Raw genomic sequence first — 25,034 nt, forward strand, 5'->3', positions numbered from 1 at the left:
GCGCAGCAAAAGGTCTGGCGAGCGCGCACGTCAGGCCACCGAGTGTTCTGTCTCGTGTCTGGCGCGACGCGCCGCCCGGTAGTCGACAGGCGCGCCGCCCAGATACGCGTCGTTCAATGCGTCGAGCCGCGCAAGTCCGGTCGCCGCACCATGCGAGACGACGCGCCCACCCTCGAGCACATAGCCGCGCTGCGCATAACGCAGCGCGACCGTCGCGTTCTGCTCGGCCAGCAGAACGCTCACGCCCTCTTCACGGTTGAGCCTGGCGACAATCTCGAAGATTTCCTCGACCACCTGCGGTGCGAGGCCCATCGATGGCTCGTCGAGCAACATCAGCGCCGGGCGCGCCATCAGCGCGCGGCCAATCGCCACCATCTGCTGCTCGCCGCCGGAGGTGTAGCCCGCGAGCGTCCGGCGGCGTTCCTTGAGGCGCGGAAAGAAGGCATAGACCCGCTCCAGCGCGGCATTGATTTCGGCACGCGTGGGCCGCAGCACGAATGCGCCTAGCCGCAGGTTGTCCTCGACGCTCAGATGGGCGAAGCACCGGCGTCCTTCCAGTACCTGTACGAGACCTTGCTCGACGAGCGTCCACGGTTCGCTGCGCGTCACCTCCACGCCGCGGTAGACCACACGCCCTGCCGTCAGCTCGCCGCGCTCGGCGTGAACGAGGCTCGAGATCGCCTTGAGTGTGGTGGTCTTGCCGGCGCCGTTGCCACCGAGCAGTGCGACGATCTCGCCTTCGGGCACCATCAGCGACACGCCGCGCAACGCCGGAATAATCTGGCTGTAGGTCACGGCGATATCATCGACCTGCAGAATCGGTGGGCGGCTCATGTTCAAAGCTCCTTGCTGCAATCGCGCGGCGTGATGCCCTTTTCTTTCGCATAGGCGAGTGCGGATTTTTCGATGAGCGGGCGCAGGCTCGCACGATCAGCTTCGACCCAGCCGCTGACCACGTTCCATTTCTGTCCGTCCCACTGCTGGAAGCGCACGGCGCCGCCGCCCTCGTGGTCCGCGCATGACAGCTTGAGCGGTTGCACGAGGCCCAGTGCGCCGAGCTGCTTGAGGCGGGCGTCGTCGAGATCGAGATGCTCGAAGCCCCAGCGCACCTGCTCTCCGGTCAACGGCTTGTTCCCGAACCGGCGCTGGGCGACGCGCAGCGCCTCGACGTTGAGGATGCCGTTGACGACGCCGAGGTTGTAGTAGACCGTACCAAAGCGCGACGGGTCCTTGAGGTTGCCGTTGCCGGGCTTGATCACGTACTGGTCGATCGCCTGCAGGACAGGGTAGCCGGTGCCTGACGGGTGTGTCGTGATCGAGATGTAGCCCTTGGCGGCGTCGCCGGCCGGCCGGACATCCTCCTCGGAATTGCTCCAGATATTGCCAATGATGTGATCGGACGGGTAGCCCACCTTCTGCGCGGTCTTCAGTGCAACCGGGTTCATCACGCCCCAGCCGCGCAGGATCACCCAGTCGGGATTGATCTGGTGGATCTTGAGCCACTGCGATCCCTGCTCATTCCCGGGATGCGGTACCTCGATCTGCGTCACTTCGAAGCCGTACTTTTTCGCGAGCAGATCCACGACAGGAATCGTTTCCCGCCCGTAGGGAGAGCCGTGATAGAGCACGACGATCTTCTTGCCCTTCAGGTTGGCGAGTCCCCCCGAGCGCTGGCCGATGTAGTTGATGATCGCCGAGACTTCGCTATACGGGTTGAGCTGGAGCGGGAAGACGTACGGAAACACGGCACCATCGGTCGAATCGGTGCGGCCATGGTTGATCGTGACGAGCGGAATCTTGTCGGCCGTCGAGCGGTCGAGCGTCGCATAGGCGATACCGACCGAAAGCGGATTGGTGGCCGCTGCCGGCGAGCCGTCCGGCCCGCTGTTCTTGAGCCGCTCGTAGCATTCGACGCCTTTCTCGACGACATACTCCGTTTCGCATTCCTTCCAGACCAGCTTGACGCCGTTGACCCCGCCGTCACGCGCATTGATCAGTTGCAGGTAGTCGATGAATCCGCCGAAAAAGCCGCTGCCTCCTGCGGCGTAGGGGCCGACGCGATAGCTCTGTAGCGGAAAGTATTCCTCGCCGGCCGCGCGAGCCTGGGAAGGAACCGTACTCGCAAGGACAAGCGCCGCAGCGAATGCAGCAGCCATTTTTCCCCAGGCTGCGCGGTGGTGGTTACGGAAGCGATCGATTTTCATACTATGTGGACTCCTGATTGATATGATGAAAAAGAAAATGGATTGACCGTGGGCGATCAGGATCTTTTCAGCCAGCGCAGGCGGGCGACCTGCACGAGCCGGGCGAGCCCGTCGGGCTCCTTGATCAGGAAGACGATGATGAGACCGCCGAATACGATCTTCTGGAGGTTCTGCAGTTGATCTTCACCGATGCCGATATGGGCGAGCATCCCGGCGGCGTTCGACAGCAGGATCGGCAGCAGCACGATAAACGCCGCCCCGAGGAAGTTGCCGCTGATACTGCCCATGCCGCCGATGATGATGATGAACAGGATCTGGAACGACAGGTTGAGGTTGAAGCCGTCTGGCTCCACTGTGCCGAGATACGCGAACGCCCACAGCGCGCCTGCGATGCCAAGCACGAAGGAACTCAGCGCAAACGCGAGCAGCTTGGTGCGGCCGGTGGGGATGCCGATGACGCGTGCGGCCGTGTCCATGTCGCGCACCGCCATCCAGCGCCGGCCCAGCTCGCTACGCACGAGACTGGCGCCGAACGCGAACAGCAGCAGCGTCGTGCCGAGCACGAACAGATAGCGCGAGACGGGTGAGTCGATCCGCCAGGGGCCGATGCCCAGCTGCGGTGCGCTCAGCACGCCGGAGGTATCGTTGTTCGAGAACCAGCTCACGCGCGTGAACAGCCAGACGACGAAGAATTGCGCAGCCAGCGTCGAGACGATCAGGTAAAAGCCCTTGATGCGCAGGCTCGGCAGGCCGAACAGCACGCCGGCTGCGGCGCTCACGAGTCCGCCGAGCAGGAGATCCACCGGCAGGGGCAGGGCCGGAACGCGCACGAGCAGGTTATAGGTCGCGTAGGCGCCCACCGACATGAAGGCCGCGGCGCCCAGCGAGAGCTGTCCGGCATAGCCCGTCACGAAGTTCAGGCCGAGCCCGGCGAGCGAGAGGATCAGGAAGGGCACGAGAATCGCGTTGAGCCAGTAGTCGCTGGCCCACAGCGGCACGCCGATGAACACGACCAGCGCGGCCGCTAGCGGCGCGATTAACTGGCGCAGCGGGTTTCGGCGCGGCGCGGTGGTGGCAGTCAGTTCCATGATGGACTCCTCAGATGCGCTCGACCGCCGGCTCGCCGAACAGCCCGACCGGGCGTACGAGCAGGAACAGCATGGCTAGCAGATAGGGAAACCAGTTCTCGATGCCGTCGCCGACGAGGGCGCCCACGTAGACTTCGGCCAGCTTCTCGCTCGCGCCGACCAGCAGACCGCCGGCGATCGCGCCGCCAATCGACGAAAAGCCGCCGATGATGAGCACAGGCAGGGCCTTGAGCACGACGAGCGAAAGCGAGAACTGCACGCCAAGCCGGGCGCCCCAGAGCAAGCCCGCCACGAGGCTGACGAAGCCGGCCAGTGCCCAGACGATCGCCCAGACGCGCGGCAGCCGGATACCAACCGCGAATGCCGCGAGCGGATCGTCGGCCACGGCGCGCAGCGAGAGCCCGAAGCGCGAGCGTTTCGCGAGCTGTGACAGCGCGATCACGAGGACGCCGGCCGTGGCGGCGGCAAACAGGTCGAACCGGCTGACCATGACGCCCGCGAGATGCAGCGGCTTGTCGTCGATGCCGAGATCGAGGCCGTGCACCTGGGCGCCCCAGAACAATTGCGCCGCGCCTTCGAGTATCAGGCTCAGGCCGAGCGTCGCCATGAACAGCACGATCGGCGGGCGGTTCACGAGCGGGCGCAACACGAGGCGTCCCGTTGCCACGGCGACAACGATCAGCGCCGCCAGGGTGGCCGCGAACGACAGCCAGGGTGCCAGACCGCGCTCGACGAGGCTCACATAGGTCAGCGCGCCGAACAGCACGAGCGAGCCCTGGGCGAAGTTGAAGATGCCCGACGCCTTGTAGATCAGCACGAAGGCAATGGCGACGAGCGAGTACATGACGCCGGCCAGCAAGCCGCCAACGAGTACCTCGAAGAAAAATTGCATAACCTCAGACCTCTCAATGTCGCGTGCCGAGATAGGCGGCCAGCACGTCCGGATTCGTGCGGACTTCGTCGGGCTTGCCGTCGGCGATCTTCTTGCCATAGTCGAGCACGACGACGTGATCGGAGACACCCATGACGACGCCGATGTCGTGCTCGATCAGCACCACCGTGACGCCGAAATGCGCATTGACGTCGAGCACGTAGCCCGCCATCGCATGCTTTTCCTCAGCGTTCATGCCGGCCATCGGCTCGTCGAGCAGCAGCAGCTTCGGTTCCGCGGCCAGCGCGCGGGCCAGTTCGACCCGCTTTTGCAGCCCATACGACAGGGTGCCGACCACGGTGTCGCGGTAGCGCGCGAGATCGAGCGCTTCGATCACGCGGCAGGCGTGCTGACGCTGCGAGGCCTCGTCGCGCCGCGCGCGGCCCACGTGCAGCGTCTGTTCGATCCACGTGCTGCGGCGATGGAGGTTGCGTCCCGTGAGCACGTTGTCGATGACGCTCATGCGGCGAAACAGGGCGAGATTTTGGAACGTTCGGGCGATGCCGCGATGGGCGGCCCGGTAAGGATCCATATGCCGGTACGCCTGCCCGTCGAAATGCACGGTTCCCCGCTGTGGCCGGTAAACGCCATTGATCACGTTCAGCAGCGAGCTCTTGCCCGCGCCATTTGGACCGATCAACGCGCAGATCTCTCCTTGCTCAACTTCGAAACCGATATCGGTGATGGCCGAGACACCCTTGAAGGACAACGAAATGTCACTGAGGGTGAGCAAGGGCGGTGCAGCTTGAGTCATGCGATGTCCCTCGAGGATGCCGCCTGGTTTCGTCTGGCGCGCGCGGCTGGCAGTCGACCACGCACGCCGGTCCGGATCAGGCAACGGCAGCCTGCTTTTGGCTTTCGAGCTCGCGCACGAGCGGCAATACCTTCTTGCCGAAATAGTCGACTTCCTCGATGAAATGCAGGAAGCCAGCCAGCACGAGGTCGACCCCGATCGATTTCAGCTCGACGATGCGCTCGGCGATCTGCTGCGGCGTGCCGATCAGGTTCGTACGGAAGCCGTCGTTGTACTGCACGAGGTCTTCGAACGTCGACTTCGCCCAGTTGCCTTCGCCTTCGGGCGAGGCCTGGCCCGCCTGCTTGACGGCGCTGCCGAACGCGTTGACGGCTTCCACGTGGGCGTGCCGGATGATGTCGTCAAGGACGGCGCGTGCTTCTTCCTCGGTGTCGCGCGCGATGATGAACGCGTTCACGCCGATTTTCACGTTGTGATGGTTCTTCGCCGCTTTTTCGCGGATGTCGTCGATCTGCGCCTTCAGGTTTTCGGGCGTGTTGCCGTTCGTGAAGTACCAGTCCGAGACACTTGCCGCGTTGTCGCGCGCAGCACGCGAGCTGCCGCCCTGGAAGATTTCCGGATGCGGCTTCTGCACGGGCTTGGGGCTCAGCGTGTAGTTGTTGAAGCGGTAGAAGTCGCCCTTGAACGTGAAGTTGTCCTCGGTCCAGATGCCCTTGAGCGCGCGGATGAATTCGTTCGAGCGGCGATAGCGCTCGTCGTGTTCGAGCCAAGGTTCGCCGAGCGCCGTGAACTCGTCCTTGAACCAGCCGCTTACGACGTTGATCGCGATGCGGCCATTCGAAATGTGATCGATGGTGGCCAGCTGCTTCGCGACTACCGCCGGATGCCACGGGCCGGGCAGGATCGCCGCGAGCACCTTGAGTCTGGTGGTGGCGTGCAGCAGCGCCTGGCTGAACGAGACCGATTCGTGCTGATATTCGGCACCGTAGCCGGCCGTGAAGCGAATCTGGCTTAGCGCATAGTCGAAACCGGCGCGCTCGGCGGTCTGTGCGAGGCGCTGATTGTATTCGAGGCTCCAGTCGGTGCGTTGCTCGATCGTGCTGACGACGAGACCGCCACTGACGTTGGGCACCCAGTAAGCGAACTTGACGGCATCGGCGGAGATGTTGGGAAGGCTCATGAGAGGATCCTGATCGAAAAAGTGTCGGTGCTTATGCGGCGAGCGAAGCCGCAGTCGAGTGCGTGGTCGAGGGCGCGACCGCTCGCACGAGCGGCGCGGCGCGATCGATGGCGAGCGCAATGCGCTCGCGCAGGGCCGGGCTCGCGATTTCGTAGTCGCGGAAATCGCTTTCGGAGGCGTACACGCCGATCGGCAACGTGCGCGCCTGGAAGAAACTGAAGAGCGGCCGGAGCTGGTGATCGATGACGAGTGCATGGCGTTCGCTGCCACCGGTGGCCGCGAGCAGCACCGGCACATCGATCAATGCCTCGTGATGGACGAGATCGAACAGATGCTTGAAGAGCCCCGCATACGAGGCGCGATAGACGGGACTCGCCACGATCAGCACGTCGGCGGCTTCGATGGCGCGGATCTGCTGCTCGACTGCGGCGGGTACGTCGGCCCGTGTCGCCGTGCCCGAGAGCTGCCAGCCGATCTCGCCGAGCTCGACGATCTGTGCCTCGATCGGCAAAACGGCGCCCAACGCGGCCAGCAGCGCCTCGGTCAGCGTGAGCGTGCGTGAGGGCCGCTTCAGGTTGCCCGACACCGCCACGACCTTGAGGGGTTTGCTCATGAACTTTCCTTGTGTGTGAAATCGACATGGACTCAAACGGTCCGCTTGAACTCAGTAAAGGCAAGGACTGTGCCAATCGATTCAATCGGCATCGAAGCAACGGCGTGCAATGGCGCCTTCGTTCACGGCAAAGGGCCTGCAGGGCAGTCATCGCATTTTCATAAGCCAATCTGCTTCGTCATGCAGACGATATTCCGCAAAACGATGAATGACAGGCGACAGGGCTGCTGAATCATTGCTTCCCAGTCAGCAGCGTTTGCGCTCTCAGGAGTAGAACGAGGGTGTCGGCAGGCGGTCGTTGAGCGCCCAGTCGCCGAGCTCGCGAACCTTGTAGTCGAGCGGGTCGTGCAGCGTATGCACGCGCACGTTGCGCCAATAGCGGTCCAGCGCGAGTTCGGCGGTGGTCGCCCGCGCACCCGTCACTTCGAACAGGCGATGGGCCACCTCCAGGCCCGCGCGCGACGCGGCCACCTTGAAGGCAGTCACCGCAATCGCGACAGTGCCGCGCTCGTCTTCGGTGAGTGCCGGGCCACGCTGCCAGGCCGAGTCCAGTGCGTTCGCGGCGCGCTCGCCGAGGGCGCGCGCGCCTTCGAGCGCGAGCCAGAAATCGCCGTAGTGTGCGAGAACATAGAGGTCCTCGCGTGCACTGGGCGCGGGTGACGAGATCCACGGGCGCGGGCTGGCGAGCGTCATCTCCCGGGCCGCGGCCAGCGCGCCCTCGCCGATGCCGAGATAGATATGCGCGAGGATCGACTGCGCGAGCAGGGGACGCAGGCATGCATACGGGGTAGAAAGCGGTCCCGGGTCGGCCAGCAGTTCCTCACGCGCGATGTGAACGCGCTCGAATGTGACGGTGCCGCTGTCGGTCTGGCGCTGGCCGATATTGTCCCAGTCGTCGAGCACTGCAATGCCTTCGCGCGGGGTCGGCACCACGCCGATCAGCAGCCGGCCGCCGGCATCGAAGGCGGACGCAAGCAGCCTGTCCGAATCCGTCGCGCCGGAGCAAAAGCGCTTGCTTCCCGTGAACCAGTAGCCGCCGTTCCCGTCCGGCTCGGCGCGCGTGCCTTTGTCGAGCGGATTGAGTGCGTTGCCCCAGAACTCGCGCCGTAGCACCGATTCTTCGATCCACGGCTGCCATTGCTCGGGACGTCCAAACAGACGCACGGTCGCGAGTTGCAGATGGTGAAACGCGAACAGGTGGGCCAGCGAGCTATCCACGCGCGCGATGCGGCGCACGACGTCGAGCGTGGCGCGCCAGTCCGCGTCCCAGCCACCGAGGTCATGCGGGACACTGAGCGCGAGCAGGCCGCTGTCGCGCAGCAACTGTCGTTCGTGCCGCGCGCAGCCGCCCGCGCGGTCACGTACCACGGCAGTCCGGGCCAGTTCGCGGAGGACGTGCTCCAGCGCGTCGTGCCATGGGGCGGTTGCATGATTGATCTCGGCGCCGGCGTGCTTCATGACTGGATTCTCCTGATAAAAGTGGAAATCGATATGGGGCGTTCAAAGCACGCTGCGTACCACCTTCCTGAGCGCCGCATGAGTCCCTTGAAGCCTGCGGGCGTGCTGGCTGAACAGCAGTCGGGCAGCAAGCTGCTGCCGCAGAGGCGGTGCTCGAGACCCTGCCGCTGCCAGTGCAGCAGCGCGACTTTGGATATGAAAAATCGATGTTTCCGGTGGGGAGCAAAACGATCGACACTTGCTGCTCAACCAGCAGCGTGCTGGCGTCTCTTGATGAGCGCGGCCGCGCTGCCATGACTCATGCATACGTTCATGGTGCCCACTCGATCCGTGTCAACAACAATCAGCATCGACGAACCGCGCCCGTCACCGGGCCTCGAGCAACCCGCGACGCTGCGGCAAACGGCGGAGCAACTCGCCGCCGGGTTCGCGAAGACGGCCGCTGAGCGCGATGCGCGAGGCGGTACGCCGAAGGCCGAACGCGACGCGCTGCGTGCGAGCGGGCTGCTGGGCTTGAGCATTCCTGTTGCCTTTGGCGGCCTCGGCGCGAGCTGGCGCACCACGCTCGACGTCGTGCGCACGCTGGCGCGGGCCGACAGCTCGCTCGCGCATGTGTTCGGCTTTCATCACCTGATGCTCGCCACGGTCCGTCTGTTTGGCGCGCCATCGCAGTGGGAGTCGTGGTTCGGGCAGACGGCGCGCCACCGGTGGTTCTGGGGCAATGCACTGAACCCGCTCGACGAACGCACGATCAGCCGCACGCAGGCCGGCTGGCGCGAGTTCAGTGGCCAGAAGAGCTTCTGCTCGGGCGCACTCGATTCGGAGATGATGATCGTCTCGGCACGCGACGCCGACACCCGGGCATTGCTCATTGCCGCTGTGCCGACCCAGCGGAGCGGCATCTCGATTTCCGATGACTGGGACAACATTGGCCAGCGCCAGACCGATAGCGGGACTGTCACGTTCGAGCAGGTGCGCGTCGAGCATCACGAGGTGCTGTCGAATCCTGGCCCGCTGACGACGCCGTTCGCGTGCGTCAGGCCCCTCATCGCGCAGCTGATACTGGCGAATGTCTATCTGGGCATCGCCGAGGCCGCGTTCGACGATGCGCGCCACTACACGCTCAACGAGGCGCGCCCGTGGCCTGCCTCGAAGGTCGCAAGCACCGACGATGACCCGTACATTCTGGGCCAGTACGGCGAGTTCTGGATTGGCCTCGAGTCGGTGCGCCTGCTGGCCGGCCGTGCCGCCGAGCGGCTCGACGCGGCCTGGGCGCGCGACACGGCGCTGACCGGGGCGGAGCGCGGTGAACTGGCGCTCGCCGTGGCCAGCGCCAGGGTGGCCGCCGCGCGAACGGGTCTCGAGCTTTGCACGCGGATGTTCGATGTGGCCGGCGCACGCGCCACACATGGGGCGCTGCGGCTCGACCGGCACTGGCGCAACCTGCGCACCCATACGCTGCACGATCCGCTCGCGTACAAGATCCGCGAGTTGGGCGAATGGGCACTCAAGCGATCTTATCCAACGCCGAGCTTCTACTCATGAACCATTCGCCCCCGCACGCATGGCTGGAGGAGGCGCAGGCCGAAGCATCGGGCCCTGCCTCCGTCCTGACGCTGCCCAACCGGCGTTCGCTCACGACATCGATCCGCGCCCGCGCGCAGGTGTTCGTCGACCCGCGCTCGCTCGCGCTGCTCGAGCGCATCCGCATGGTGGCGCCGAGCGATGCGAACGTCCTGATCGCCGGCGAGACCGGCACCGGCAAGGAGCTGATCGCGCGCCACGTGCATGCGCTCAGCCGTCGTGCGGATGCGCCGTTCGTGGCCGTGAACTGCGGCGCCTTCTCCGAGACGCTCGTCGAGAGCGAGCTGTTCGGCCATGAGAAGGGCGCATTCACGGGCGCATTCTGCGCCAAGCCGGGCTGGTTCGAAGCGGCCAATGGCGGGACGCTGTTCCTCGACGAGATTGGCGACCTGCCGCTTTCGATGCAGGTGAAGCTGCTGCGTGTGCTGCAGGAGCGCGAGGTCGTGCGGCTCGGCGCGCGCAAGAGCATACCGATCGACGTGCGCGTCGTTGCCGCGACCAACGTGCATCTGCAGGACGCCGTGGCTGCGGGGCATTTCCGCGAAGACCTGTTCTATCGACTGAACGTCGTGCAGCTGGCGATTCCCGCATTGCGCGAGCGGCCAGGCGACATCCTGCCGCTCGCCCGGTACTTCATCGAGGACTATCGCGGCCGGCTCGGTTACGGGTCGCACGGCATCGATCCGCGTGCCGAGCATCGGCTCCAGACCCACAGCTGGCCGGGCAATATCCGTGAGCTCGAAAACGTGATTCATCAGGCGCTGCTCGTGAGCCGGCAGGACATGCTGCAGGAGGGCGATCTGCAGATCGCCTCGTTCAGCGCGCTATGTCCCGGTGGCGCCGGCATGGCCGCACCGTCTGCGTCGCCTGTTACGCAGCAAACGCTTGAATCCGCACTGCGCGACCTGTTCAACGAGGCGCACGAAAACCTGTTCGAGCACATCGAGGATACCGTCATACGGGTCGCCTTCGAGTTCAGCCACCGCAACCAGATCCAGGCGGCGCGGCTTCTCGGCATCAGCCGCAATGTGCTGCGTGCGCGCCTGATTCGTGCGAGAGAAATCGCGGCACTTAAATAGCGTGCAAGGCATGTTCCGGCGATGGGTGACAGCATGCCGCCCATCGCCGTGAACCGTTTGTCACGCTGCGACTTGGGACTGGACCGGGCCACTGCCGATCTGCCAGACATAGGGCGGCTCGGTGCCGTTGATCTCCCAGTCGCCCACGATGCGCTCCTTGTAGATGAGCGGATTGTGCGAGGCAGCCGTGCGCGCGTTGCGCCAGTGCCGGTCGAGGCGTCGCGATTCGCTCGTCGCCGAGGCACCGAGCGCGTCGAAGAGTTTCGTGGTCGCCTGCAGGATGAGGTCCGCGATGACGACTTGTCCGCGCGCGGAGTCGAGCTCGGCGGCGATGTTCGCGTCGTGCTCGGCCTGGCGGTCGTCGCCGAAGCGCGTTTCATAGGCGCGCTGGGAAGCCGCGGCGGCGCGCACGGCCGTGGCCTCGGCGGCAAAGACGCGCGCCGCGATCTGCCCGACGACCTGTTGCACCTGGGCATCCTTCGCAACAGACGACGCATTGCCGTGGCTGAAGATGCGCCGGCGTGCGCGCACTTCAAGCGAGACGTCCCGCAGCGCGGCGCGGCCGATGCCGGCCAGTACCGCGAGCAGCTCCAGCTGATAGAAGGCCGTCTGGTACTTGAAGCGCGTCGAGAAGTCGATGATGTCGACCTCGCTCACGTGGGCGTTCTCGAATCGGGTCGTGCCGCTGCCCGTGGAACGCTGACCAAAGCCGTCCCAGTCGTCGCTGCGCGCTACGCCTGGCTGATGCGTTCTGACTGCGGCGATCACGTCGCGGCCGTCGTCGTCGCGGCGCGCGAAAACGTCGATCCAGTCGGCGAAGATCGTGCCCGTGGAATAGTACTTCTCGCCGTTCACGACCCACCGCTCGCCGTCGCGAGACACGCGGGTGATCACGTCGCCGATGGCGACGTCACCGACTTCCGTCCAGGCGTTGCCGACGATCTCGCCCGCGACGAAGCGCTGGAACCAGATGTCACGCGCGGGTCCCGGCGCGGCATTCAGACGATCCTCGACGAACGCGAAATGGCCGCGCAACGCCTGCGGCAGGTTCGAATCGGCTTCGCCGAGCTCAATCAGCAACTGGATCAGCTGCGGCAGCGACGCGCCCGCGCCGCCATAGGCGACTGGCACACGGACGGCGCCGAACCCGGCGCTCTTGAGCCACTCGACCGGCTCGTAGGGCAGGGCGCGGGACTGCTCGCGCTCGAGTGTGCCGGCGGCGATGCGCGCGAAGATGGGACGAAAGCGTGCTGCGAGACTTTCGTAGTCGGTGCCGCGAGAGAGTGATGAGGAGTCCGGCGTGGTTTCGGTGGGGTTCAGTGTGGTCATAAGCGCTCCAGGCGTCGGCATGAACCATGGCCCGGGGCGGGCCATGCTGCGAGGGTAATGGAGCAGGACCTGTGCCAGGCGATGACATCGTCCCTGGATCGACAAGGAAGACCGGAACGGCGTGGAAAGTTGCTGGATGCGCAGCAAGGTGCTGTTTCGTCGCTGCTGGGCGTGCAACGTTGGGCGGGCCAAATTCGCATGAGCACATCTAATCATGCAATGCATAAATAATCCTGCTAGATAAACATATATAAATAGAATAATTCTCAGGATGCCGGTTCGCCGTTACGCTTGCATGGACATTGCAGGCGAGGACCGATGCCCAACGCCGTTTCACCGTCGTTTTATCTGCGCCGGCGGCTGCTTGGTGCGTTCGTCGCGGCGTCCGGCAGCGCGGTCGCGGGACGGCGGCGGCAAGCGGCGCGAGGGCGGCCGATCTCACGGCAGTCACACAAGGAGGAAGCATTCATGTCTAGCCATACGCAAGCGCTCGATCTCGCGGTGCACGAGCCGTTGCCTGCGCAAAAAAGTGCCGGCGCGAGGGGCCTGGCGGGCGCGCTCGCCGCGCTGGCATGGCTCGGTGCGGCGGCAGTGACGCGCCTTTGGCCGAGCCTCGACGACTGGCCACATACGGACGCGCTGCTCGCCCTCGAACTGTTCATCGCCGCAGCCTCGTTGCTGATTGCCTGGCGCACGCGTCGCACAACTGAAGCCGCATCAGCGGTTGCCGGTGCGGCGCAGCGCGGCTGGCGCGCGGCGGGGCCATGGCTACTCGCGCTGGCCCTCGGCGTGAGCGTCTGGGAGATCGTGACGGCCAAGCTCGAATGGCTGCCGCGGCCGTTCTTTGCGCCACCCGAGGCGCTGATCGCGGTGTTCTTCGACGACTACCCGCGTCTCGCATCGAGCGTGGCGCATTCGTTCGGATTGCTTGCTTTTGGCTATGCGATCGGTGCGGCGACGGGCTTCGTGGTGGGCGTGAGCATCGGCTGGTCACGCACGGTGGGATACTGGCTGCATCCCGTGCTGCGGCTCATTGGGCCGCTGCCGGCCACCGCCTGGCTGCCGCTCGCGTTCTTCTTCTTTCCCTCGAGCTTCAGCGCGAGTGTCTTTCTCATCGCGCTCGCTTCGGCGTTCCCGGTGGCCGTGCTCACGTGGTCGGGCGTGGCGGCCGTGAGCCCGGCGTTCTACGACGTCGCGCGCACGCTCGGCGCGCGCGCCGGCTTCCTGATCCTGCGGGTCGCGATTCCCGCTGCGCTGCCTTCCGTGTTCGTGGGGCTCTTCATGGGGCTCGGCGCGTCGTTTTCGGTGCTCATCGTCGCCGAGATGATGGGCGTAAAGGCGGGCCTGGGCTGGTATCTGCAATGGGCGCAGGGATGGGCTGCGTACTCCAACATGTACGCGGGACTGCTCGTGATGGCGCTGATGTGCTCGGGGCTCATCACTTTGCTATTTCGCGTGCGCGACCGCCTGCTCGGCTGGCAAAAGGGTTTGCTCAAATGGTAGCCACGATCGAAGCGGCCGCGAACGCTCCGCACGCCAACCCGCAGCGCCCGGGCGCGCGTATCGACATTCGCCATGTGAGCCACGGCTTTGCGCTGCGTGGCGACCTGCTGCCCGTGCTCGAAGACGTGAGCCTCACCGTCGCGCCCGGCGAGTTCGTCGCGCTGCTCGGCCCGAGCGGCTGCGGCAAGTCTACGCTGCTGAGGCTCGTCGCGGGACTCGATAAACCTCGCGCGGGCGCCGTCGAGGCGGACGGCGCGCCGGTCGCGGGACCGGATCCCTCGCGCGTGCTCGTGTTCCAGGACCCGACGCTGTTTCCCTGGCGCACCGTGCGCGAGAACGTCGCCATCGGGCCACAGGCGCAGGGCGCGCTGCGCGCCCGCACGGCACCGGACGCGCAGCGGCGCATCGATGCCGCGCTCGAACTCGTTGGCCTCACGAAGTTCGCCCACGCCTGGCCGCATCAGCTCTCCGGTGGCATGGCGCAGCGCGCGGCGCTTGCGCGCGGCCTCGTCAACGATCCCGCTCTGCTCGCGCTCGATGAGCCGTTCGGCAAGCTCGATTCGCTTACCCGGATCCGCATGCAGGCGGAGCTGGTGACGCTCTGGCAGCGCGCGCGCTTTTCCGTGCTGTTCGTCACGCACGATGTGGAAGAGGCGCTCGTCATGGCCAACCGCGTGATCGTGTTCAGCGAGCGGCCGGCGCGCATCGTCGCCGAAGTTCGCAACGATGCGCCGTATCCGCGCCATCGCGACGATCCCGCACTCGTCGAGTTGCGTCGCGGCGTGCTCGCGCAACTCGGGCTCGAAGCCTGAACCCGGAATTCGATAAGGCCGCGGTCTTCTCCAACTCATTCCAACGGAACTGATACGACAATGAATCCGATCGACGAACGCGCGCCGCTCAGACCCGCGCGCCGTGAGTGGCTGCGCAAGACCGCGCTGACGGCGGGGGCCGCCGCAATGGGTGGCCTTTCTTTTGGCTTGCCGACGACGCGCGCGCTCGCCGACGAAGGCGCGAAGTCGCTCAAGCTCTCGTGGAACGCGGGCGCGATCTGCACCGCGCCGGTGCCGGTTGCGCTGACGCAGGGCTTTTTCCGCAAGCGTGGGCTCGACGTCGAGCTCGTCAACTTCGCGGGCTCGACCGACCAGCTGCTCGAGGCGATCGCCACGGGCAAATCGGATGCGGGCGTGGGTATGGCGCTGCGCTGGATCAAGCCGCTCGAGCAGGGCTTCGACGTCAAGCTCACCGCGGGCATTCACGGTGGCTGCATGCGCCTGCTCGCGACGAAAAGCTCGGGCATCGTCGATCTCGCCGGCCTCAAAGGCCGCACGGTCGGCGTGAGCGACATGGCGAGCCCGGCGAAGAACTTCTTCGCGATCACGCTCAAGAAGATCGGCGTCGATCCGGACAACGATGTGCGCTGGCGCCAGTACCCGGCCAACCTGCTTGGCGAGGCGCTGAAAAAGGGCGAAGTGCAGGCGATCGCCGACGGCGATCCGACCATCTGGACGCTGCGCGAGTCGGATCACCTTTCCGAAGTCTCGAACAACCTCTGCGGCGAATACGCGAACCGCGTGTGCTGCGTGCTGGGCGTGCGCGGCTCGCTGATCCGCAAGGACCGTGCGACGGCGCAGGCACTGACGCAGGCGCTCATCGAGGCGACCGAGTGGACGGCCAACCACCCCGACGACGCGGCAAAGATCTTCTCGGCCTACGCGCCCAAGGCGGACGTGGGGCAGCTCGCCGCGATGCTCAGGAGCCACACGGACCGCCATCATCCGGTGGGCGACGCCTTTCGCAAGGAGATCGCGCTCTATGCCGACGATCTGAAGACGGTGGGCGTGGTGAACGCGGGCACCGATTCGAGCCATTTCGCGTCGCGCGTTTTTGCGGACGTGCTGGCTTGAGGAGAGCCCATGCGGCAAGCCCCAATCGAAGCGCGCAGTGCCGTCGTGCCGCGCGCGTGACGCGCTGGGAGGCCGCAGCGGCCGAAGCGTTCGTGCCGCCGCGCTTCGTCTGGCGCGGCGGCCAGGGCGCCGCATAACCGCCCTCAAGCGCCGGCCTCAAGCCGCCTGACGCGCGGCCGCTTCCTTCGCGACGGCTGCGCGCACGAGCGGCAGCAGGTCACGGCCATAGGCGAGCGCGTCTTCGAGCGGATCGAAGCCGCGGATCAGGAACGTCGAGACGCCGAGCTTGTGATATTCGAGCAGCGCGTCCGTGACCTGCTGCGGCGCGCCGACGAGCGCCGTCGAGTTCCCGGCCGCGCGGGTGAGTGCGGCGATGCCGGTCCACAGCCGCGTATCGACGACATGGCCTTTCGCTGCTTCGGCGAGCAGGCGCTTCGAGCCGATGTTTTGCGGATCCTTCGGACGGCGAGTGAAGTTGGGCGAGCGCGCGACCACATCTTCTGCGCGCGCGAGAATCGATTCGGCGCGCGCCCATGCGGCGTCTTCCGTCTCCGCGAGAATCGGGCGCAGCGAGAGGCTGAAGCGGATGTGCCCGGCGCGGCCATGCACGGCGGCCGCGGCGCGTACGCGCGCGATGGTTTCGCGCACGGCGTCGAGCGACTCGCCCCACAGTGCGAACACGTCCGCATGCTTGCCGGCGACGGCAATGGCCGCATCGGACGAGCCGCCGAAATAGATCGGCAGATGCGGCTGCTGAACGGGCCGCACCTGCGAGCGGTGCCCCGCGATGCGGTAGTGCGTGCCTTCGTGATCGAACGGCGTGTCGCTGGTCCACGCGCGCTTCACGACGTCGAGATACTCGTCCGTGCGTTGATAACGTTCGTCGTGCGGGAGCCAGTCGCCATCGCGCTGCTGCTCGGTGTCGTCGCCCCCGGAGATGATGTGCACGGCGGCGCGGCCCGCGCTGAAGTGATCGAGCGTGGCGAGCTGGCGCGCGGCGAGCGTCGGCGCGACAAAGCCGGGGCGGTGGGCGAGCAGGATGCCGAGGCGGCGCGTCTGCTGCGCGACGAACGAGGCGATCTGGAAGCCGTCGGGCGAGGCGCTCGAATGCGCAATGAGCACGCGGTCGAAGCCGCCGTACTCGTGCGCCTGCGCGACCGCCGCGATCCACGGCGGGTTGACGGCCGGCCCTTCGGGCAAATGAATCTCGCTGGACTCCTGATGACTGACATAGCCGATAAATTCGATGCTCATGATGGATTTCCTTGTCGGTCGCGGGACGGGGCGGCCACGTGCGCCGCAAAGGCGGCGCGGCCGAGATTGCCGAGCACGGTGTCGTTCTGCGGCGTGTGGATGCGCGCGCAGAGGACGTCGCGATAGTGCCGCTCGAGCGGATTGTCGCGGGAGAGGCCCGGGTTGCTGCTCGCCTCCAGCGCGATCTCGACGGCATCGATCGCGTTGCGGCTCACGAGGTATTTGATCGCTTGCGCTTCGCCCACGGGCACCGCGCCCACGGCGCCTGCGTCGAGCAGCACGCGGTTGGTGAGCAGCAGCGCGTCGATGCGGCCCACGCTCTGCCGGTAGCTGTCGAGGCTTGCAAGCGGCGCGTTGAGCCCGGAAGGCACGCGGTGCGCCGCCCACTGAACGAACCAGTCGCGTGCGGCGCGCGCCACGCCGTCGTAGATCGCGGGCAACAGGACGTTCATCCACAGGGCGGTCACGGGGTCCATGCCGTTCGCGGGGCCAGGCGTTTGCAGATCGACGGCGTGTTCGAGCGGCACCGCGACGTTTTCGAAGATCACCTCGTGGCTGCCCGTCGCGCGCATGCCCAGGTGATTCCACGGCGCGCCGATGCGCACACCCGGCGAGTCGCGGTGCACGAGCCACGTGCCGACGCGCGGCGAGGCCTCGTCGGTACGGCCCCAGACGGCGAGCCACGTGAGGCCGGGGCTGCCGGTGGAGTAGAGCTTGCGTCCGTTGAGGATCCAGCGCTCGCCGTCGCGGCGGCCGACCGTTGCGGGCAGTCCGCCGCGCGAAGGCGAACCCAGCTCGGGCTCGACGCGCAGCGAGTTGATGAGCGCGCCGCGTTCGACGGCGTCGCGCGCCACCCGTTCCTTCAGCGCAGCAGGCCAGTTCGGATTGGCCTGGAGCCGCAGGTGATAGAGGCACTGCATCACGAAGATGAGCGCCGTGGACGGCTCGCCGCGCGCAATCGCCCGCACCACGCGCAGCGCTTGCGCGAGCGTCGCCTCGCGCCCGCCGAGCGCGCGCGGCACGGTGAGCGAGAGGAGGCCCGCGCGGCGCAGGCGCGCAAGATTGTCGTGCGGAAAGTGCGGGCCAGCGTCGAGCGCGGCTGCGCCCCGCGCGAATTCCGCGCTCAGGTCGGCGAGCCAGCACGCGGCGGCGTCGGAGTCGAGATCGGCCAGCGCGGCGAGGGCGCCCGGGTCGCGCTCGACGCCGGCGAGGACAGTCTCGGGAGGTCGGTGTGTCATCAGGAGTCCGGATGGAGTCGTCGGGTCATGGCGCGCTGGGCGAGAACTGCCTGTCGAAGCTCGGCGCGACGTTCAGGCGTGCCTTGATCACGTTCGCGCGCAGGTAGAGATCGGCGGTGCGCTGCTGCTCGGCGATCAGGCTGTCGTCGATCGGCACCGGATGCAGCTGCGCGCGCTGATAGACGGTCTTCAGCACGTCGGCCGGCAGGCCGGTCACGCGAGACTGGATTGCCGCGACTTCGTCGGGATGCGAGAGCGCCCAGCGCTGGCCCGCCGCGACGCGGCGCAGGAAATCGGCGAGTTCGGCGTGCTTATCGCGGATCGCCGTGTCGGTCGCCGCCTCGAAGCTGAGGCCCGAGGAGAGGCCCACGCCGTTCGCAATGCTGCGCGCGTGGTCGCGCGCCTCGGTCAGCGCCACGTACGGGTCCCACGTGGACCACGCATCCACGGTGCCCGATGCAAGCGCCGCGCGCGCGTCGGCGGGCTGCATGTAGGCCCAGGTCACGTCGGTGAGTTTGAGATTCGCGCGCTCGAGCGTCGCCACGGCAAGATAGTGTCCGATCGAGCCGCGCGTCGTGGCGATGCGCTTGCCCTTCAGGTCGGCGGCGTTGCGGATGGGCGAGCCGGCGGGCACGACGATCGCGAGATCGACCGGTGTCGAACGCGTGGCCGAGACCGCACGGATCTTTGCGCCGGCCGAATACGCGAAGATGAGGGGCGCGTCGCCCAGGCCGCCCACGTCGATGGCGCCCGCGTTGAGCGCTTCGCCAAGCGGCTGCGCGGCGGGGAAGTTGAACCATTCGATCGGGTAAGGCACGTCCTTCAACTGGCCCGATGCTTCGAGAATGCCGCGCGTCTGAAGCTGCTGGTCGCCTACCTTGAGCGTGGCGGCCGATGTGCCGAACGGCAGCGTGACGGTGAGCGCAAAGAGCAGGCTGGCATAAATACGGCGCATGAAAGTATCCTCGAATGATGCGTGGGGCAAAGAGAATGCTGAAATGGTGACGATAAGGAGCGCGTCTCCATAAGGCAAACGCATTTTTCTTCTATCCAAATATGCATGAAGCAAATGGAGAGAAATGGAACGAGATGGGCTCGATGCTTGAGCGCATGGCGGCAAGACGCTAAGCTACGCAATCACAACAACGGGCAAATACGCATCCGCAGCCGCAGCCGCAGGAAACCATCATGAAACTCGACGAGATCGAAGCCTTCGTCGCCGTCGTGCGCAGCGAGTCGCTGAGCCAGGCGGCCGAGCGGCTCGAGCTGACCCAGCCGGCCGTGACGCGGCGCATCCAGAACTTCGAGGAGGCGCTGGGCGTGGCGCTGCTCGACCGCAACACCAAGCCCATGCGCACGACGCCGATGGGTCGCGCCGTCTATGACCAGTGCCGCGCGATCGTGCGCGAGATCGATGCGCTGCGGCTACTCGTGAACGACGGGGCGCCGCTCGCGGGCGTGCTGCGTCTCGGCGTCGCCCAGACCGTCGCCGACATTGCGATGCTCGAAGCGCTGCAGGCGCTGCGTCACGCGCATCCGGAATTGCAGGCGCGCGTCACTACGGGATGGGGGGCGCCGCTCCTGCAAAAGGTGGAGGACGGCGAGCTGGACGCGGCCGTCGTGCTGCTGCCCGCGAATCGCGCATTGCCGGAATCGCTCGCGGGCGAATCGCTCGGCTCGCTCAAGCTCGCCGTGGTCGCGCAAAAAGGCTTGCTCAAGCGCCGCGCGCATACGCTCGCCGAATGCCAGTCGCTCGGCTGGGTGCTCAATCCGGACGGTTGCGGTTTTCGGGCGGGCCTGCAGCATGCGCTGGCGGCGCAGGGGCATGTGCTCAAGCTGAATCTTGAAACGCTCGGCACCGGCTTGCAGCTCGGCCTCGTCGCGGATGGTGTCGGACTCGGGCTCGTGCCGCAGCCGCTCGTAGCGGCGAGTGTCCACGCTGCATCGCTGGACATCGTGCAGATGAGCGACTTCAAGCCCGAGATCGCCGTATGGATCGTGCGCTCGCGCGCCATCGGCAAGATGGAATCGGCGCTCGCGGTGCTCGCGCAGAGCATCGCGCGCAGCTTCAAGGCCGCGCGGCTCGCGCGCGCGGCCTGAAACGCGCGCCTTGCTCAGATCACGAAGAATCCGTGTGTGCCGTCGCGCCCGAGTTGCGCGACGAGACCATATTCCCATTCGAGGTAGGCGTTCATCGCCTCGCGCGCGTTGTCGGTGCCCTCGTAAGGGCGTCGATAGCGGTCGATGCGCGGCGAGGCCAGATGCGCGTCGCCGCTCTCCACGGGCAGGCCGGCGCGTATCCACGCCGCCGTGCCGCCCTCGAGCACCTCGACCGGCTTGCCCGTGAGCGCCGCAATTTCGGGCGCGGCGTACGGTGCGAGCCCATTCGTCATGCAGACGGCGACATAACGCTTCGCGTCGGGCAATGCGCGCAGGTCCTCGAAGCCGGGCGCGAGGTGCGAGCGCAGCGCCCACCATGCGCCTGGAATGTGCGCCTTCACGTGGTTCGCGCTCGACGTGAAATCGAGTACGACGGTACCGTGCCCGGCCTCGGCCAGACGCGCGGCGAGCGCTGCGGGCGTGATCGACGCGACGCTCGCGGCGGCAGGCCGCGGTGCGCGCCATGCGCCTGCTTCAGCAAGATCGGCGGCGCGCGCTTCGTCAACGACGTAGACGTCGATATTCATCTGGGCGAGCCATGATGCGGTCATGTTCGCGCGCACGCCGTCGTCGTCGAAGAGCACCACGCGCGCGCCGCGCACGGGCGCGAACATGTCGGTCTCCTGAACGAGCTGGCCGCCGGGCGCCCCCTGGAAGCCCGGCGCGTGCGCGTGGTCGTATTCGCGAGGCGTGCGCACGTCGAAGCGATACGTGGTGCGCGACGCCTCTTCGGCCCAGCGCGCGGCTTCATCGAGCGTCGTGCGTCCCACCCCGGCGCGCCCGGCGAGCGCTCGCGCGGCGTCTCGAGACTGCGCGAGCGTGGCCGCGTCGCGTCCCGCCTGCGGATCGAACTGGCGAGCGCTGCCGTGCTCGAGCGTCTGGCCGGCGAGCGTCCAGCCGATCGTGCCGTTGCGCAGCGCCGCCACGGGATTGGGCAGCCCCGCATTGACGAGCGACTGCGCGCCGATGATGCTGCGCGTGCGTCCCGCGCAGTTCACGATGACGCGCGTGGCCGGATCGGCCGCGAGCGCGCGGGCGCGCAGCACGAGCTCCGCGCCCGGCACGCTGATGCTGCCGGGAATGTTCATCGTCTGGTACTCGTCGAAGCGGCGCGCGTCGAGCATGACGATGCGCTCGCCGCTCGCGAGCAATGCCTCGACCGCCTCCGCGGAAAGCGAAGGCGTGTGGCGTTCCGACTCGACGAATTCGCCGAATGCCTTGCTCGGCACGTTCACGTCGCGAAACACCTCGCCGCCCGCGCGGATCCAGCCCGCGACGCCGCCATCGAAGAGGGCGATATCGGTGTAGCCAAGCGCGTCGAGCTTGACCGCCGCGCGCTGTGCAAAACCTTCGCCGTCATCGAGCAGCACGATCGGCACGCCGCGGCGCGGCAGCTTCGTCCATGCGTCGAGCTCGAGCTTCGAGAGCGGCAGGTTCGCCGCGAAGAGCGGATGGCTTTGCGCATGCGGATCTTCTTCGCGCACGTCGAGCAGCGCGATTTCGCGGCGGGCGAGCAGGGTGTCGCGCACGTCCTGGTATGAGCGCGTCGGGAATGATTTCATGAGGCGGCGGGTTCCTTGCTGAGATCCCAGAGATTCGGGAGAACGTCGTTCGAGTAGCCGGAGATGAAGGCACTAGGAGGCCCGTCGAGCGGGTAGGTGGAGCGCCGCACGGCGCCGATGTTCGCGCCGTACACGTGGATGCTGACCGAGACGCGATCGGGGTAGGCGTTGCGCACGCGGTGGATATCGCCGATCGCCGGCGAGACGGCTTCGACCTCGCCGCGTTCGAGCCGTACCTCGGCACCGTGCGCGTAGAGTGCGCCTGCGGCGTCGCGCGCGTAGGGTTGCGCATACTCCGCGCCGCGCAGCACGCCGATCAAGCCCCATACGGTGTGGTCGTGGACGGGCGTCTGCTGGCCCGGTCCCCAGACGAAGCTGACCACCGAGAAGCGCTGGCGTGCATCCGCATGCAGCAGATATTGCTGATAGCGCTCGGGAGAGGGCACGGCATAGGCGTCGGGCAACCAGTCATCGACGCGCACGAGGTCGCGCAGCGCTTCGAGCCCATGCTCGATGAGTCTGGATTCGTGCGGCGCCTCTTCGACGAGCTGCGCAATCGTGCCGACGAAGCGGCGTAGCTTGTGGAGGGACATCAGTCGATCTCGCTATGCCGGTTCACGAGCAGCAGGTTGGAGACGCGCATGCGTCCGAAATGCAGCCCAAGCGGATTGACCCAGAAGAGGGGGCGTTCCCGTCGTCGTCGAACCAGAACCTGCGGATGGGCGCGTGCCGCGGGTCGGCGGGCGGCGCGCCGGTGGTGATGGCAGCGATGGCGGTGGCGCTCATGGCGTTCCTTGCAGTCGGGCTAGCAGGCTTTCACGCGGCGGCGCGCACACGCGCGGTCAGTTCGCGCGTGGCGGGGATCAGCACCCGGCCGTAGTCGGTGGCATCTTCGAGCGGATCGAAGCCGCGAATCAGGAACGTGGTCACGCCCAGCGCGTGATACTCGGCGAGCGTCTGCGCAACCTGTTCGGGCGTGCCCACGAGCGCCGTGGAGTTCGAGCGGCCACCAATCTCCTTCGCGACCGCGGTCCACAGGCGCTCATCGGTGCGCACACCGTCACCGCCAGCGGCGAGCAGGCGCCGTGCGCCTTCGCTCTGGAGCGGGGCGCCCTTGTCGAGACCTTGCTCGGTGCGCAGGCGCCGCGTTTCGGACAGGATGTGCTCGGCGCGCGCCCAGGCGGCCTGCTCCGTGTCGGCGAGGATCGGCCGGAACGAAACGGAAAAGCGCACATTGCGGCCATGCTTCGCGGCCTCGGCGCGCACACGGGCGATCAGGTCGGCGACGCCTTGCTTCGATTCGCCCCAGAGCGCGTAGACATCGGCGTGCTTGCCCGCGACCGCGAGTGCGGCCTCGGACGCGCCGCCAAAATAGATCGGCACATGCGGCTGCTGCCGCGGCTTGACCTCCGACCACGCCTGTTCGAAGCGATAGAAGCGGCCAGCGTGGTCGAACGGCTTCTCCTCGGTCCACACGCGCTTGAGGATCTGCAGATATTCGTCGGTGCGCGCGTAGCGCTCGTCGTGGCCCAGAAAGTCGCCGTCGCGGCGCTGGTCCGCGTCGCTGCCACCCGAGATGAAGTGCACGGCGAGACGGCCGCCCGAGAAGTGATCGAGCGTGGCGATCTGGCGCGCGGCGAGCGTGGGCGCCACGAAGCCGGGACGGTGCGCCAGCATGAAGTGCACGCGCGAGGTCACGCTCGCCGCATAGGCGATGGTGAGCGTCGCGTCGGGGCTGACGGCGCTGTGCGGCACCAGAATGCGGTCGAAACCCGCGCGCTCGTGCGCCTGTGCGAAGTTGCGGACGTAATCGACGTCGATCGCCGGGCCCGAGGCGAGGTGCGTCTCCGACACCTTGCGCTGCTGGATCATCCCGATGAATTCGATGCTCATGCTGTCTCCCTCGTGAACAGTGGGCCGCGCCATGCGAAGCGAACGGCTCTCCGGGCGGGTGCCCGACTGGGGAAGACTAGCAGCAGGTCATGCGAATCTTAAATATTGAATGCGTATAAACATTCAAGCTTCGCATGTGGAAGGCAGCGCGGGAGCGGGCCAGTCACTCGAACAGGAGGCGCACGATTGCGGCCGACCGAGTGGGACTTTTTGTCAATTTCGCCATGAAACCTGCTGACCTCTCATACGCACTGGCGCGCCTCGGCTGGACCCAGGTGACGTTCGCTGAATACTCGGGCTACGACCGCCGCACCATCGGTCGATGGATCAGCGGCGAGTTGGGCACGCGAGCGTTGCGCTGCCACTCATGCGCGAGCAAGAATACTCGATGGTGCGTGCACGACGACCTTCACTCGAGCCTTGCTTCACCGTTGCATCCATGCATAAAGCCCCGGCAGTGGTCGCCCCAGCGCAAAGTGTCCGTTTCGGAGGGGGCGAAAGGTTTTGTGTGTGTGTCATCGTACAGAGCGGTTTTATATGCTACGGTGCGTATTCAGAGCTAGCAGGACGATTCAGCCGATCACCAGAGGGACGCTCATGGAATTCAAGAATGGCGCTGTACTTGAAGCTCTTCGACTTGCTTTGTATCGACAAATACCGTGGCACAAGCGACCGGCAATTTTCACCTCCCTACGCTCGCACGGGCTGATCAAGACCGTTGACCAGAAACCTCCCCCCAGTGCGAAGTACCTCCCGGCATTGCAGATTGCTATCGTGACCGATAAGGGACAGAAGGAAATCCAGCGCATCGAGGCATCGAAGCATGTTTCTGGATGGCTGGACGACGACTACTTCGCCACGTTCCTTGTGCAGGTCGCGTATGCCTGACCACGCATCGTTGCGTGCTCTCATCAACCGCTCTTCAGTTTGAAGCCAGATACCCTTGCGTTTCCGGCAGAGACGCGGTCGCGCTCTGGCCTGCTTCCTCGAGCGTGGTGAAATCCACCGTCTGAAGTGCAGCGGTGTCGGCGCCCGCAATCGGGCGTTTGCGCATCGCCCGACTCAGGATGTGAGTCTTGTGCTGATAAAAGAGTTCGAGCTGCCGGGCATCCGATGCATGAGGTGTCAAGTCGAAAGCCTCCTCAAGCACCCGGCGTGGAAGATGAAAACGTTGAAGTCCGCGAATCACGCGAACCTGGAACACGACCCCATCGCTGTTGTGAGGGATTGCTGCCCAATCTAGCGCGCTGCCCATGACATGCCCCCATTTCGCTGCAAATCTGATTCAAAGTTCGTT

General features: G+C 66.2%; 23 protein-coding genes and 1 pseudogene. 7 read left to right on the top strand and 17 right to left on the bottom strand.

All coding sequences use genetic code 11. The features are described 5' to 3' along the window. Nucleotides 1–30: 30 nt before the first annotated feature. From BO1_RS37525 to BO1_RS37560, 8 genes are all read right to left on the bottom strand, one after another. Nucleotides 31–834: an ABC transporter ATP-binding protein gene (locus BO1_RS37525; protein WP_028221965.1), complete on the bottom strand. Its 804-nt coding sequence runs from the start codon at nucleotides 832–834 to the stop codon at nucleotides 31–33. A gap of 2 nt (nucleotides 835–836) precedes the next feature. Next, nucleotides 837–2,156 (bottom strand): ABC transporter substrate-binding protein, encoded by a 1,320-nt coding sequence (locus BO1_RS37530; protein WP_028221966.1) that lies wholly within the window; start codon nucleotides 2,154–2,156, stop codon nucleotides 837–839. 104 nt (nucleotides 2,157–2,260) lie between these two features. Further along, nucleotides 2,261–3,292, bottom strand: coding sequence for a branched-chain amino acid ABC transporter permease (locus tag BO1_RS37535; protein WP_028221967.1), 1,032 nt, complete (start codon nucleotides 3,290–3,292; stop codon nucleotides 2,261–2,263). A 10-nt stretch (nucleotides 3,293–3,302) separates the two neighbouring features. Beyond that, complete coding sequence (locus BO1_RS37540) at nucleotides 3,303–4,184, bottom strand: branched-chain amino acid ABC transporter permease (RefSeq protein WP_028221968.1); 882 nt, start codon at nucleotides 4,182–4,184, stop codon at nucleotides 3,303–3,305. 13 nt (nucleotides 4,185–4,197) lie between these two features. Then, nucleotides 4,198–4,977, bottom strand: coding sequence for an ABC transporter ATP-binding protein (locus BO1_RS37545; protein ID WP_028221969.1), 780 nt, complete (start codon nucleotides 4,975–4,977; stop codon nucleotides 4,198–4,200). Between the two features lie 76 nt (nucleotides 4,978–5,053). Next, nucleotides 5,054–6,157 carry a dimethylsulfone monooxygenase SfnG gene (gene sfnG, locus BO1_RS37550; protein WP_028221970.1) on the bottom strand — a complete coding sequence of 368 codons (1,104 nt, stop codon included), beginning with the start codon at nucleotides 6,155–6,157 and terminating at the stop codon, nucleotides 5,054–5,056. 31 nt (nucleotides 6,158–6,188) lie between these two features. Continuing rightward, nucleotides 6,189–6,770, bottom strand: coding sequence for an FMN reductase (msuE, locus tag BO1_RS37555; protein WP_028221971.1), 582 nt, complete (start codon nucleotides 6,768–6,770; stop codon nucleotides 6,189–6,191). Between the two features lie 264 nt (nucleotides 6,771–7,034). Continuing rightward, nucleotides 7,035–8,228 (bottom strand): acyl-CoA dehydrogenase family protein, encoded by a 1,194-nt coding sequence (locus tag BO1_RS37560; protein ID WP_028221972.1) that lies wholly within the window; start codon nucleotides 8,226–8,228, stop codon nucleotides 7,035–7,037. 330 nt (nucleotides 8,229–8,558) lie between these two features. Here BO1_RS37560 and BO1_RS37565 point away from each other — a divergent pair, with 330 nt between their 5' ends. After that, a complete protein-coding gene (locus BO1_RS37565; protein ID WP_407670048.1) occupies nucleotides 8,559–9,773 on the top strand; it encodes an acyl-CoA dehydrogenase family protein in 1,215 nt (404 codons plus the stop codon). Beyond that, nucleotides 9,770–10,891, top strand: coding sequence for a sigma-54 interaction domain-containing protein (locus BO1_RS37570; RefSeq protein WP_028221974.1), 1,122 nt, complete (start codon nucleotides 9,770–9,772; stop codon nucleotides 10,889–10,891). Before BO1_RS37565 ends, BO1_RS37570 begins: the two co-directional genes overlap by 4 nt. Nucleotides 10,892–10,951: 60 nt before the next feature. Here BO1_RS37570 and BO1_RS37575 read toward each other — a convergent pair whose 3' ends face one another. After that, complete coding sequence (locus tag BO1_RS37575; RefSeq protein ID WP_043288231.1) at nucleotides 10,952–12,220, bottom strand: acyl-CoA dehydrogenase family protein; 1,269 nt, start codon at nucleotides 12,218–12,220, stop codon at nucleotides 10,952–10,954. Between the two features lie 468 nt (nucleotides 12,221–12,688). On the opposite strand from BO1_RS37575, the gene BO1_RS37580 reads away from it, so the two are divergent. The 3 genes from BO1_RS37580 to BO1_RS37590 are packed head-to-tail and all read left to right on the top strand — an operon-like array spanning nucleotide 12,689 to nucleotide 15,630. Beyond that, a complete protein-coding gene (locus tag BO1_RS37580; RefSeq protein WP_028221976.1) occupies nucleotides 12,689–13,723 on the top strand; it encodes an ABC transporter permease in 1,035 nt (344 codons plus the stop codon). Further along, the gene (locus BO1_RS37585) at nucleotides 13,717–14,535 is read left to right on the top strand and encodes an ABC transporter ATP-binding protein (protein ID WP_028221977.1); all 819 of its coding nucleotides are present in this window, start codon (nucleotides 13,717–13,719) and stop codon (nucleotides 14,533–14,535) included. Before BO1_RS37580 ends, BO1_RS37585 begins: the two co-directional genes overlap by 7 nt. A 60-nt stretch (nucleotides 14,536–14,595) precedes the next feature. Further along, complete coding sequence (locus BO1_RS37590) at nucleotides 14,596–15,630, top strand: ABC transporter substrate-binding protein (RefSeq protein ID WP_028221978.1); 1,035 nt, start codon at nucleotides 14,596–14,598, stop codon at nucleotides 15,628–15,630. A 156-nt stretch (nucleotides 15,631–15,786) separates the two neighbouring features. Here the strand turns inward: BO1_RS37590 and BO1_RS37600 are convergent, their stop codons facing one another. Genes BO1_RS37600 through BO1_RS37610 form a run of 3 tightly spaced genes read right to left on the bottom strand, consistent with a single transcriptional unit; the run spans nucleotide 15,787 to nucleotide 19,077 of the window. Then, a complete protein-coding gene (locus BO1_RS37600; protein ID WP_028221979.1) occupies nucleotides 15,787–16,884 on the bottom strand; it encodes an LLM class flavin-dependent oxidoreductase in 1,098 nt (365 codons plus the stop codon). Next, nucleotides 16,881–18,122, bottom strand: a complete 1,242-nt coding sequence (locus BO1_RS54395; RefSeq protein ID WP_043288234.1) for an acyl-CoA dehydrogenase family protein — start codon at nucleotides 18,120–18,122, stop codon at nucleotides 16,881–16,883. The genes BO1_RS37600 and BO1_RS54395 overlap by 4 nt, the downstream gene beginning before the upstream one ends. Nucleotides 18,123–18,147: 25 nt before the next feature. Continuing rightward, on the bottom strand, nucleotides 18,148–19,077 hold the full coding sequence (locus BO1_RS37610) for an ABC transporter substrate-binding protein (RefSeq protein ID WP_028221980.1): 930 nt from the start codon (nucleotides 19,075–19,077) through the stop codon (nucleotides 18,148–18,150). 233 nt (nucleotides 19,078–19,310) lie between these two features. Here BO1_RS37610 and BO1_RS37615 point away from each other — a divergent pair, with 233 nt between their 5' ends. Continuing rightward, complete coding sequence (locus BO1_RS37615; RefSeq protein WP_028221981.1) at nucleotides 19,311–20,222, top strand: LysR family transcriptional regulator; 912 nt, start codon at nucleotides 19,311–19,313, stop codon at nucleotides 20,220–20,222. A 14-nt stretch (nucleotides 20,223–20,236) separates the two neighbouring features. Here BO1_RS37615 and BO1_RS37620 read toward each other — a convergent pair whose 3' ends face one another. The 4 genes and pseudogenes from BO1_RS37620 to BO1_RS37635 form a co-directional block, all read right to left on the bottom strand. Next, nucleotides 20,237–21,844: a rhodanese-related sulfurtransferase gene (locus BO1_RS37620; RefSeq protein ID WP_028221982.1), complete on the bottom strand. Its 1,608-nt coding sequence runs from the start codon at nucleotides 21,842–21,844 to the stop codon at nucleotides 20,237–20,239. Then, entirely contained in the window at nucleotides 21,841–22,437 is a 597-nt protein-coding gene (locus tag BO1_RS37625; RefSeq protein ID WP_028221983.1) for a cysteine dioxygenase family protein, read from the bottom strand. The genes BO1_RS37620 and BO1_RS37625 overlap by 4 nt, the downstream gene beginning before the upstream one ends. A gap of 5 nt (nucleotides 22,438–22,442) precedes the next feature. After that, nucleotides 22,443–22,630 (bottom strand): annotated as a pseudogene (locus tag BO1_RS62155) (hypothetical protein); the annotation flags it as partial. Nucleotides 22,631–22,660: 30 nt separating this feature from the next. Continuing rightward, nucleotides 22,661–23,737 carry an LLM class flavin-dependent oxidoreductase gene (locus BO1_RS37635; RefSeq protein ID WP_028221985.1) on the bottom strand — a complete coding sequence of 359 codons (1,077 nt, stop codon included), beginning with the start codon at nucleotides 23,735–23,737 and terminating at the stop codon, nucleotides 22,661–22,663. Between the two features lie 597 nt (nucleotides 23,738–24,334). Between BO1_RS37635 and BO1_RS54405 the strand changes: the two genes are divergently transcribed. Beyond that, nucleotides 24,335–24,625, top strand: coding sequence for a hypothetical protein (locus BO1_RS54405; protein ID WP_043288239.1), 291 nt, complete (start codon nucleotides 24,335–24,337; stop codon nucleotides 24,623–24,625). Between the two features lie 34 nt (nucleotides 24,626–24,659). Here BO1_RS54405 and BO1_RS58355 read toward each other — a convergent pair whose 3' ends face one another. Then, the gene (locus BO1_RS58355) at nucleotides 24,660–24,992 is read right to left on the bottom strand and encodes a hypothetical protein (RefSeq protein ID WP_028221986.1); all 333 of its coding nucleotides are present in this window, start codon (nucleotides 24,990–24,992) and stop codon (nucleotides 24,660–24,662) included. Nucleotides 24,993–25,034 lie beyond the last annotated feature (42 nt).

Origin of the sequence: Paraburkholderia oxyphila NBRC 105797, from assembly GCF_000685075.1 — a bacterium.
GTDB lineage: Bacteria > Pseudomonadota > Gammaproteobacteria > Burkholderiales > Burkholderiaceae > Paraburkholderia > Paraburkholderia oxyphila.

Bases quoted from the DNA above. Each gene is read 5' to 3' on its own strand.
- BO1_RS37540 (WP_028221968.1), bottom strand. From the start codon at position 4,184: ATGCAATTTTTCTTCGAGGTACTCGTTGGCGGCTTGCTGGCCGGCGTC.
- BO1_RS37535 (WP_028221967.1), bottom strand. From the start codon at position 3,292: ATGGAACTGACTGCCACCACCGCGCCGCGCCGAAACCCGCTGCGCCAG.
- BO1_RS37560 (WP_028221972.1), bottom strand. From the start codon at position 8,228: ATGAAGCACGCCGGCGCCGAGATCAATCATGCAACCGCCCCATGGCAC.
- BO1_RS37600 (WP_028221979.1), bottom strand. From the start codon at position 16,884: ATGAGCATCGAATTTATCGGCTATGTCAGTCATCAGGAGTCCAGCGAG.
- BO1_RS58355 (WP_028221986.1), bottom strand. From the start codon at position 24,992: ATGGGCAGCGCGCTAGATTGGGCAGCAATCCCTCACAACAGCGATGGG.
- BO1_RS37625 (WP_028221983.1), bottom strand. From the start codon at position 22,437: ATGTCCCTCCACAAGCTACGCCGCTTCGTCGGCACGATTGCGCAGCTC.
- BO1_RS37585 (WP_028221977.1), top strand. From the start codon at position 13,717: ATGGTAGCCACGATCGAAGCGGCCGCGAACGCTCCGCACGCCAACCCG.
- BO1_RS37525 (WP_028221965.1), bottom strand. From the start codon at position 834: ATGAGCCGCCCACCGATTCTGCAGGTCGATGATATCGCCGTGACCTAC.
- BO1_RS37620 (WP_028221982.1), bottom strand. From the start codon at position 21,844: ATGAAATCATTCCCGACGCGCTCATACCAGGACGTGCGCGACACCCTG.
- BO1_RS37530 (WP_028221966.1), bottom strand. From the start codon at position 2,156: ATGGCTGCTGCATTCGCTGCGGCGCTTGTCCTTGCGAGTACGGTTCCT.
- BO1_RS37545 (WP_028221969.1), bottom strand. From the start codon at position 4,977: ATGACTCAAGCTGCACCGCCCTTGCTCACCCTCAGTGACATTTCGTTG.
- BO1_RS37570 (WP_028221974.1), top strand. From the start codon at position 9,770: ATGAACCATTCGCCCCCGCACGCATGGCTGGAGGAGGCGCAGGCCGAA.
- BO1_RS54395 (WP_043288234.1), bottom strand. From the start codon at position 18,122: ATGACACACCGACCTCCCGAGACTGTCCTCGCCGGCGTCGAGCGCGAC.
- BO1_RS37615 (WP_028221981.1), top strand. From the start codon at position 19,311: ATGAAACTCGACGAGATCGAAGCCTTCGTCGCCGTCGTGCGCAGCGAG.
- BO1_RS37590 (WP_028221978.1), top strand. From the start codon at position 14,596: ATGAATCCGATCGACGAACGCGCGCCGCTCAGACCCGCGCGCCGTGAG.
- BO1_RS37580 (WP_028221976.1), top strand. From the start codon at position 12,689: ATGTCTAGCCATACGCAAGCGCTCGATCTCGCGGTGCACGAGCCGTTG.
- msuE (WP_028221971.1), bottom strand. From the start codon at position 6,770: ATGAGCAAACCCCTCAAGGTCGTGGCGGTGTCGGGCAACCTGAAGCGG.
- BO1_RS37635 (WP_028221985.1), bottom strand. From the start codon at position 23,737: ATGAGCATCGAATTCATCGGGATGATCCAGCAGCGCAAGGTGTCGGAG.
- BO1_RS54405 (WP_043288239.1), top strand. From the start codon at position 24,335: ATGGAATTCAAGAATGGCGCTGTACTTGAAGCTCTTCGACTTGCTTTG.
- BO1_RS37610 (WP_028221980.1), bottom strand. From the start codon at position 19,077: ATGCGCCGTATTTATGCCAGCCTGCTCTTTGCGCTCACCGTCACGCTG.
- sfnG (WP_028221970.1), bottom strand. From the start codon at position 6,157: ATGAGCCTTCCCAACATCTCCGCCGATGCCGTCAAGTTCGCTTACTGG.
- BO1_RS37575 (WP_043288231.1), bottom strand. From the start codon at position 12,220: ATGACCACACTGAACCCCACCGAAACCACGCCGGACTCCTCATCACTC.